This is a genomic window from Massilia sp. NBRC 108631 (genome assembly GCF_059704565.1).
Window position 1 is genome coordinate 1 of record NZ_BAAKJE010000253.1, and the last position, 8948, is coordinate 8948.

At 67.8% G+C, this 8948-nt stretch carries 8 protein-coding genes; 4 read left to right on the forward strand and 4 right to left on the reverse strand.

From position 1 onward, the window contains the following. Positions 1-79: 79 nt before the first annotated feature. The 4 genes from AC6H42_RS27650 to AC6H42_RS27665 form a co-directional block, all read right to left on the reverse strand. Positions 80-964, reverse strand: coding sequence for an SMP-30/gluconolactonase/LRE family protein (locus tag AC6H42_RS27650; protein WP_057153298.1), 885 nt, complete (start codon positions 962-964; stop codon positions 80-82). Further along, positions 952-2526: an aldehyde dehydrogenase (NADP(+)) gene (locus tag AC6H42_RS27655; RefSeq protein WP_057153297.1), complete on the reverse strand. Its 1575-nt coding sequence runs from the start codon at positions 2524-2526 to the stop codon at positions 952-954. Before AC6H42_RS27655 ends, AC6H42_RS27650 begins: the two co-directional genes overlap by 13 nt. A 14-nt stretch (positions 2527-2540) precedes the next feature. Continuing rightward, positions 2541-3452, reverse strand: a complete 912-nt coding sequence (gene kdgD, locus AC6H42_RS27660) for a 5-dehydro-4-deoxyglucarate dehydratase (protein WP_497549419.1) — start codon at positions 3450-3452, stop codon at positions 2541-2543. A 112-nt stretch (positions 3453-3564) separates the two neighbouring features. After that, on the reverse strand, positions 3565-4308 hold the full coding sequence (locus AC6H42_RS27665) for a FadR/GntR family transcriptional regulator (RefSeq protein WP_057153295.1): 744 nt from the start codon (positions 4306-4308) through the stop codon (positions 3565-3567). Positions 4309-4443: 135 nt separating this feature from the next. Between AC6H42_RS27665 and AC6H42_RS27670 the strand changes: the two genes are divergently transcribed. The 4 genes from AC6H42_RS27670 to AC6H42_RS27685 all read left to right on the forward strand — a co-directional run. Then, entirely contained in the window at positions 4444-4962 is a 519-nt protein-coding gene (locus AC6H42_RS27670; RefSeq protein WP_057153294.1) for a sigma-70 family RNA polymerase sigma factor, read from the forward strand. Beyond that, a complete protein-coding gene (locus AC6H42_RS27675; RefSeq protein ID WP_497549420.1) occupies positions 4959-6053 on the forward strand; it encodes a FecR family protein in 1095 nt (364 codons plus the stop codon). Before AC6H42_RS27670 ends, AC6H42_RS27675 begins: the two co-directional genes overlap by 4 nt. 84 nt (positions 6054-6137) lie before the next feature. Continuing rightward, positions 6138-8561: a TonB-dependent siderophore receptor gene (locus tag AC6H42_RS27680; RefSeq protein WP_497549421.1), complete on the forward strand. Its 2424-nt coding sequence runs from the start codon at positions 6138-6140 to the stop codon at positions 8559-8561. Continuing rightward, positions 8558-8948 (forward strand): alpha/beta hydrolase-fold protein (locus tag AC6H42_RS27685; protein WP_497549422.1); only part of this gene is annotated, 391 nt, incomplete at its 3' end. The genes AC6H42_RS27680 and AC6H42_RS27685, both read left to right, overlap by 4 nt.

Here is an 8948-nt window from a genome sequence, read left to right on the forward strand (position 1 = left end):
GTTGGGGGGGATGCGGCTCAGGCTGCTACTCTGAAGCAAGAAGCGAAAAAAAAAGCGCCGATGTTTCGGCGCTTTCTGTTTATCCTTTGAACCGTGTTTCCACGACGCCTTTGATTCCGGGCCGCAGCAGTACCACCGCGCCGCCCCATTCCACGTCTTCCGGCTTGCCAGAGGGGATGGAGGTGACCAGCAGCGTTTCCATGTCGGCGCCACCAAAGGCACACATGGAGGGCTTGGCGAACGGGACGTCGACCCGGCGGTCGAACTTGCCGTCCGGCGTGAAGCGCAGCAGGCAGCCGGCGTCGTTGGCACAGGTCCAGTAGCCGCCTTCGGCGTCCACCGCAGCGCCGTCGGGACGGCCCACATGCTGGTTCAGATCGGCGAACACGCGCCGGTTCGACGGCACGCCGCTGGCGGTGTCGTAGTCGAACGCCCAGATCAGGCGGCTGCTCGGGTGCGAGTCGGACAGGTACATGGTGCGCCCGTCGGGCGACCATGCCAGGCCGTTCTGCGTCACCAGCTCCGACACCACCGGCGCCGACAGGCCTTGCTCCGCGCTGTAGCTGTACAACTGGCCGATGGCGCGCGCGGCCGACATGTCCATGAACATGGTGCCGCTCCAGAAACGCCCCTGGCGGTCGGTGCGGCCGTCGTTGCAGCGCATGCCTTCACCCAGCGTGGCGGGACGCGCCAGCCGGGTTTCCCCGGCCTGCTCGCCCTCGCCCAGCTCAAGGCTGAACAGGCCTGTTTCCATGCCCGCTATCAGCCCGCCGCTTTCCTTGGGCGCGATGCACGCCACCATCTCGGAGGTGGTCCAGCTGCGCAGCGCGCCACTGCCGCCGCCTGCGCCGTCCAGACGCCACACGCGCTTGCCGACGATGTCCACCCAGTACCAGGCCGCGCTGTGCGCATCCCAGACCGGGCTTTCACCTACCTTGCATTGGATATCGCTTACGCGTTCCATACCAGGTCGCCGTTTTCCACGCGCGGGATGGCCAGCGGATTGCCGTCGGCCAGCTCGGCAGCCAGCAGTTCGGCCGGCACGTCCTGGTAGCTCACCGGACGCAGGAAACGGTCGATGGCGGAGGCGCCAACGGAGGTGCTGCGGCTGTCCGAGGTGGACGGGAACGGGCCGCCATGCACCATGGCGTGCGACACTTCCACGCCGGTGCCGAAGCCGTTGAACAGCACGCGGCCGGCCTTGCGCTCCAGCGTAGGCAGCAGGCGCTTGGCAAAGGCCAGGTCGGCGGCGGTGGCGTGCACGGCTGCGGTCAGCTGGCCTTCCAGGTGTTCTGCCACGCGCACCACTTCGTCTTCATTGCGGCAGCGGATCAGCAGCGAGGCAGGTCCGAAGATTTCGCCTTCCAGATCAGGGTTCGACAGGAAGGTCTCGGCAGCCACTTCATACAGCGCAGCCTGCGCGCCGCACGGCAGCGCGCCGCTCTGGCCCTGGCCGACCAGCTTCACGCCGGGAATCGCGGCCAGCTTGGCCACGCCCGACGAGTAAGCCTGGTGGATGCCCGGGGTCAGCATGGTTTGCTGCGCCTTGGCGGACAGCGCGGTGGCCACGCCTTCGGTAAAGGCTTGCAGCAACGGACCGTCCACGCCGATCAGCAGGCCAGGGTTGGTGCAGAACTGGCCAGCGCCCAGCGTGAGCGAATCGACGAAGGCTTGCGGCAGCTTGGTGTTTTCCAGTGCGCCTGCCAGCAGGAACACCGGGTTGATACTGCTCATTTCAGCATAGACTGGAATCGGCTCGTGGCGCGCCGCGGCGGTGCGCATCAGCGAGGTGCCGCCGGCGCGGGAACCGGTGAAGCCGACCGCCTTGATGGCGCGGTGCGCGACCAGGTTCTGGCCGACGCTCTGGCCGGAGCCGATCAGCATCGAGAACACGCCTTCAGGCATGTCGCATTCGATGGCCGCTTTCTGCACGGCGCGGGCCACCAGTTCGGAGGTGCCCAGGTGCGCCGAGTGCGCCTTGACTACCACGGGGCAGCCGGCCGCCAGTGCGGAGGCGGTGTCGCCGCCGGCCACCGAGAAGGCCAGCGGGAAGTTGCTGGCGCCGAACACGGCGACCGGGCCCAGGCCAATCTTGCGCAGGCGGATGTCCGAGCGCGGCGGGGTGCGCTCCGGCAGCTTCGAGTCCAGCGTGGCGGACAGGAAGCGGCCGTCGCGCACGACCTTGGCGAACAGGCGCAGCTGGTTGCAGGTGCGGCCGCGCTCGCCTTCCAGGCGGGCTTGCGGCAGGCCGGTTTCCTGCATCGCGCGTTCGATCAGCGCAGGACCGATGTCCATGATGCGGTCGGCGATGGTTTCCAGGAAGCGGGCGCGCTGCTCCAATCCGGTTTCACGATAACGGTCGAACGCCTGTTCGGCCAGCGCGCAAGCCTGCTGCAGCTCGGCTTCGCCACCCAGCCCGAAGGCCGGCTCGATTTGCTCGTTGCGGGAAGGGTCGATCGCCTTGACCGTGCCTTCCTGGCCGCGTACCACGTTACGGCCGATAATCATTTCACCGGATATTTGCATAACTACTCCTTAGATTATTGCGCGCCCTGTGCGCGCATCAGTTTTTCCAGCATTGCACATTCTTCTTCGGTCAGATCGGTCAGCGGTGCGCGCACCGGACCGGCGTCGTAACCTGCGATCTTGGCGCCGGCCTTGACGATCGAGACTGCGTAGCCCGATTTGCGGTTGCGGATCTCCAGGTATGGCAGGAAGAACTCGTCCAGCATCTTGTTCTGCGCAGCGTGATCGTCGTTGGCAACAGCGTGGTAGAAGTCCATGGCCAGCTTCGGCATGAAGTTGAACACGGCCGACGAGTACACCGGCACGCCCAGCGCCTTGTAGGCAGCGGCGTAGACTTCCGCGGTCGGCAGGCCGCCCAGGTAGCTGAAGCGGTCGCCCATGCGGCGCCAGATTTGCATCATCAGTTCGATGTCGCCCAGACCGTCCTTGAAGCCGATCAGGTTAGGGCAGCGGTCGGCCAGCTTTTCCAGCGAGTCGGCGTTCAGGCGGCACACGTTGCGATTGTAGACCACTACGCCGAAGTCCACCGAGGCGCACACTTCTTCCACGTGGCGCATCAGGCCGTCCTGGCTCGCTTCGGTCAGGTAGTGCGGCAGCAGCAGCACGCCTTGCGCGCCCAGGCGCTCGGCTTCCTGCGCGTAGCCAATGGCGGCGCGGGTGGAGCCGCCGGCGCCGGCCAGGATAGGCACTTTGCCTTTGCAGGTGTCGACGGCGGTCTTGATGACGTCGGTGTATTCGTTCGGGGTCAGCGAGAAGAACTCGCCGGTGCCGCCGGCGGCGAACAGCGCGCTGGCGCCGTACGGTGCCAGCCATTCCAGGCGCTTGGCGTAGGTGTCGGCGCGGAAGTTGCCCTGTGCGTCGAAGTCGGTGACCGGGAAGGACAGCAGGCCGGACGAGAGGATGGTTTTAAGGTCATTAGGTTGCATGTCTTCTCCAGTGTGGACTAAAAGCGGCACAGCGCCGACTTGTTGTATGACATCGTACAACTATAATCGAAGTCGGGCAAGCGTTTTGGTGTGGCTTTTTAGTCTTTATCCTTTAGGAAACATTGACAGGGCTGACTTCCTGCTGGGCGCGCCGCAGGCGTTCGCGGCTATTGCTCAGGTGCGTACGCATGGCGGCGCGCGCTCCTTCCTGGTCCTGGCGCGCAATGGCGTTGTAGATGTTCTCGTGCTCGCGGTTCACGCGTTCCAGGTAGTGGGCCGGGTCGTCGTGCGCCAGCTGGGCCGAATTGACGCGCGCGCGCGGGATGATGGTGGTGCCCAGGTCGGTCAGGATGTCGACGAAATAGCGGTTGTTGGTCGCTTGCGCGATCAGCAGGTGGAACTGCACGTCCGCCTCCACCGAGCCGCCGTCCAGGATGCGCTGCAGCGCCTCGCCCATGGCGGCCAGCTGCGCCTCGCTGCGGCGGGCGGCGGCCAGCCAGGCCGCTTCGGTTTCCAGGCTGATGCGCAGCTCGAGGATGGCCAGCACGTCGCCGATGGTGCGCACGGTGTCCGGCGAGATGCGCAGCGCAGCCGGCTGCGGCTCCAGCACGAAGGTGCCGATACCGTGCTTGGTCTGCACCAGGCCGGCGGCCTGCAGATGCGAGATCGCTTCGCGCACCACGGTGCGGCTCACGCCGTGCATCTCCATGATGACGGACTCGGTCGGCAATTTGTCGCCCGGCTTGAGCTGCCCGCCCGTGATGCTGGCGGTAATGCTCTCCACCACGCCCTGCGCGAGGTTGCGGTGGCGCTTCTTGGGAGGCTGCAGGGCGGTGGCGGCGGCGATGTCGTTCATGGCTGGGCGGATTGGTGGTCAGCCTTGATTATAGCAGTTGTATGACAACGCTTCCGCGCCCGCCCCCGCCCAGCGGTTGCAAACAAAGTCACAAATGGCATAGAATGAGAATAGTTCTTATTTGCATTTGACTCCATGACCTTCGCCACCACGCCATTGCAGCAGGAAATGAGCGCGCTCTATAGCGCCCATCATGGCTGGCTGTACGGCTGGCTGCGCCGCAAGCTGGGTTGCGCGGAGAACGCGGCGGACGTGGCGCAGGATACCTTTCTGCGCATCGTGGCGGCCAACAAAACGCTGGCTGGCGTGCTCGAGCCGCGCGCCTATCTGACCACCACCGCCAAGCGCCTGCTGATCGACCGCAGCCGGCGCCAGACCATAGACCAGGCTTATATGGCCGAACTGGCGCTGCTGGCAGGGCACATGCCCAGCTACCCGTCGCCCGAGGAGATCATGCAGGCGGTGCAGGCGCTGGAGCGCATCGCGGCCGCGCTGGCGGGGCTGGCCGACAAGCCGCGCGAGGCCTTTGTGCTGCACTACCTGGATGGCATGACGCACGCCGCCATTGCGGCTCAGCTGGGCGTGTCCACCCGCATGGTGCAGAAATACCTGGTCCAGGCGCTGCTGCGCTGCGACGAGCTGGCGCAGGCATGAGCGGCAGCGTTGCCGGCCAGGCGGCCGCCTGGATCGTGGCGCTGAGCGCGGACGACGCCGTTGACCGCGCCTGCGCGCGGGCGGGTTTCGACGCCTGGAAGCGGGCCGACCCGCAGCACGCCGCCGCCGCCGCGCGCCTGGAAGGTTTGCTCGGCGTGCTGCCCACGCAGCCTGCGCGCGCCGCCTTGCGCGCGGCCATCGCGCCAGCCGGCGGCGCGGGCTCCGGCATAGGCGCGGACGGCATAGCCTCGAATCCCAAGGCGGACCACGCCCCGCCGGTCCCGCAAGGCGGCCATGCCCGCCAGTCACGGCAAGTGCGGCAAGTGCTCCGCATCTCCGCCGCGCTGGCCATCGCCCTCCCCGCGCTGGCCGCGGCCTGGCTGGGCATGCAGGGCTACGGGCCGCAAGCGCTGCTGGCCGACCTGCGCAGCGGCGCCGGAGAATGGCGCCGCACCACGCTGGCCGACGGCAGCGCCGTGACGCTCAACAGCGGCAGCGCCGTGCGGCTGCATTTCGACGCCGGCCAACGCACGGTGGAACTGCTGCAGGGCGAAATCCTGGTGGACGTGGCGCGCGACCCGGCCCGGCCCTTCGTGGTCCGCACGGCCGAAGGCAGCATCCGCGCGCTGGGCACGCGCTTTACCGTGCGCAGGACGAACGGCAGCGGCGGCACCGAGCTGACCATGCTGGAATCGGGGACGGCAGTGCTCAGCGCCGGCCAGATCGCCGCCGGCAACAGCGACGCGCAGCAGGTGACGGCCGGCCAGCGCGTGCGCATCGGCCACAGTGCCGTGGGCACGGCCACCGCCATCGATCCCGGCAGCGTGGACGACGCCTGGAAGAACCACCAGCTGGTGGTGCGCAACCGTCCGCTGGCCGAGGTGCTGGACGAGCTGGCGCGCCACCGGCCCGGCATGATCCGCTACAACCGCGAACAGATCGCCGCCATCAACGTCTCCGCCGTGCTGCCGCTGGACGACACCGGCCGCGCCCTGCACCTGCTGCTGAACAGCTTCCCGGCGCTGCGCGTGCGCACCGTCACCCCGTACCTGGTGCTGGTCGATGCGCCGGCAGGCGCCCCGCCAAAATAATTTGCCCGAAGGGTTCCGGTTTCCATTTTTCGCGCGTCAAGGTCTGTGTATGCAATTTGACTACCAAGAAAAAAGGAATCCTGAATGTCCACGCTTCGCATCGCCCCCCTGACTCTTGCCATCCACCTTGCGCTGGGCGCCGCCGCTGCCGCCGCCGGCAGCGCCGCCATGGCGCAAAGCACCGCCGCCCAGTACGACATTCCAGCCGGTCCGCTGGCGGACGCCCTGACCCGCTTTGCGCAGCAAGCCGGCGTGGCCGTCGCGATGGACGCCGGCAAGCTGCAAGGCCTGCGCAGCGCCGGCCTGAAAGGCAGCTACAGCGTGGAGGCGGGCTTCAACGCGCTGCTGCGCGACAGCCAGTACGCCATCGGCAAAACCAGCGCCGGCTACGTGCTGCAGGCAAAGCCGGCCGGCGGCAGCGGCGCCGCCGCAGCGGCGCTGCGCGGCGGCGAGCAGGTGATGGACGCGGTGAGCGTGACCGGCGGCCTGCTGCCGGACGAACTGCCCGCCAGCTACGCCGGCGGCCAGGTGGCGCGCGGCGGCCAGCTCGGCATCCTGGGCAGCACCAGCACCATGGACGCCCCCTTCAACCTCACCAGCTATACCGCCAAGCTGATTGAGGACCAGCAGGCGTCCACCGTGGGCGCCGTGCTGCTGAACGACCCGTCGGTGCGCTTCACCACGTCCGACGGCCACATCTACGAAAACTTCAGCATCCGCGGCTTTGAAATCAACGGCGAGGGCCTGGCCTACAACGGCTTGTATGGCCTGTCGCCCTACGGCCACGCGCCCACCGAATTCATCGAACGGGTGGAAGTGCTGAAAGGCCCGGGCGCGCTGCTGAGCGGCATGTCGCCGCAAGGCGCGGTGGGCGGCGTGATCAACCTGCTGCCCAAGCGCGCGGCCGACAAGCCGCTGTTGCGCCTGACCACCGACTACACCTCCGATTCCCAGTTCGGCCTGCACCTGGACGCCGGCCGGCGCTTCGGCGAGAAAAACCGTTTCGGCGTGCGCGTGAACGGCGCCTACCGCGACGGCGAGGCCGGGGTGGACGCGCAGAAGAAGGAGCGCAAGCTGGCTTCGATGGCGCTGGACTACCGTGGCGAACAGCTCACCGCCTCGCTCGACGCCTATTCTGACAAGGAGGACATCCGCAACGGCAGCGCGTGGATGGCGTCCTTTCCCGCCACCGGCGTGATCGCCCCGCCCAAGGCCGGCACCAATCTGCTGCGCGGCATCTACGGCAAGCTCGATAACCGCGCCGTGCTGCTGCGCGCCGGCTACGATTTCAACGACCATGTCACCGCCTACGCCGCAGCCGGCCAGCTGCGCTACCGCTACTCGGGCTACATCAACGGCACGCGCGCGTCGATCCGCAACGCAGCGGGCGACTATGTGGGCACCACCTTCCACCAGGCCGGCGCCACCGACACCGACTCGGCCGAGGCGGGCCTGCGCGCCCGCTTCAGCACCGGCGCCGTGCGCCACCAGGCGGTGGCCAGCTACACCGTGCTGGAGTACGACACGCGCCGCGCCAACCCCAGCATCAGCGCGGACTACAAGTCCAACATCTACAATCCCGCCACGCCCGCACTGGCGCCGGCGCCGGTGAACGTGCCCAAGACAGGCGAGGCAAAACTGGACAGCTGGGCGCTGGCCGACACGCTGTCCTTCGCCCAGGATGCGGTGCTGCTGACGCTGGGCGCCCGCCGGCAGCGTGTGCTGAGCAAGACCTTCAACGCCAACACCGGCGCGCCCGCCTCGAACTATGACAAGAACGCCGTCACGCCCGCCGTCGGCCTGGTGGTCAAGCCGTGGGGCCCGTCCATTTCCCTGTACGCCAATGCGATCGAAGGCCTGAGCCAGGGCGACACCGTTAGCGACCAGACCGCGAAAAACTTCGGCGAAGTGTTCGCGCCCTACCGCAGCAAGCAGGTGGAAGCGGGCGTGAAGTGGGACGGCGGCGATTTCGGCAACACCGTCAGCGCCTTCCAGATCAAGCGTCCCAGCATGATCAAGAACGTGGCCGCCAACACCTACGACAACGACGGCGAGCAGCGCAACCGGGGCGTGGAATGGAACCTGTTCGGCCAGTTGGGCAAACAGTTCACGCTGCTGGGCGGCGCCGCCTACACGCAGGGCAGGATGACGCATGCGGCCAACCCCGCCGTCAGCGGCAAGAGCGCCTTCGGCACGCCGAAATGGAAAGCCAACGTGGGCACCGAGTGGAGCCTGCCTGCCGTGCCGGCGCTGGTGCTGAGCGCGCGCGCCATCTACACCGGCGAGCAGTTCGTCAACTCCACCAACACGCAGCGCATCGGCGGCTGGACGCGCTTCGACCTGGGCGCCCGCTACGGCGCGCGCGTGCTGGACCACGCGGTGCAGCTGCGCGCCAGCGTGGAGAACCTGGCCGACAAGAGCTACTGGGCCGGCCTGTTCAACGACGGCTTCGTCACGCAAGGCGGCGCGCGCGCGTTCAAGCTGGCCGCGTCGGTGGACCTGAAATGATGGCGCTGCGCTACTTGCTGGGCGCGGCCCTGCTGATCCAGCCGCTGGCGCACGCGCGCGCCGAGGCACAGTGGGCCACGGCGCGCATGCCGCAGGCGCTGGAGCGCGACATCGTCTCCACCAATACGGGCCAGCGCTACCGCATCTTCGTCAGCGTGCCGGAATCGGCGCCGCCGCCGGGCGGGCATCCGGTGATCTATGCGCTGGACGGCAACGCGTCGTTTCCAGCCCTGGCGCTGATGGCCCGTACCGTGGAACGGCGCAGCAAGGTCACCGGCCAGGCGCCGCCTGCGGTGGTCGGCATCGGCTACGCCAGCGGCGAGGACTACGACCAGGCAGCGCGCGCACTCGACTACACGCCGCCCGCCCCGGCCCTTCCTGGCGCGG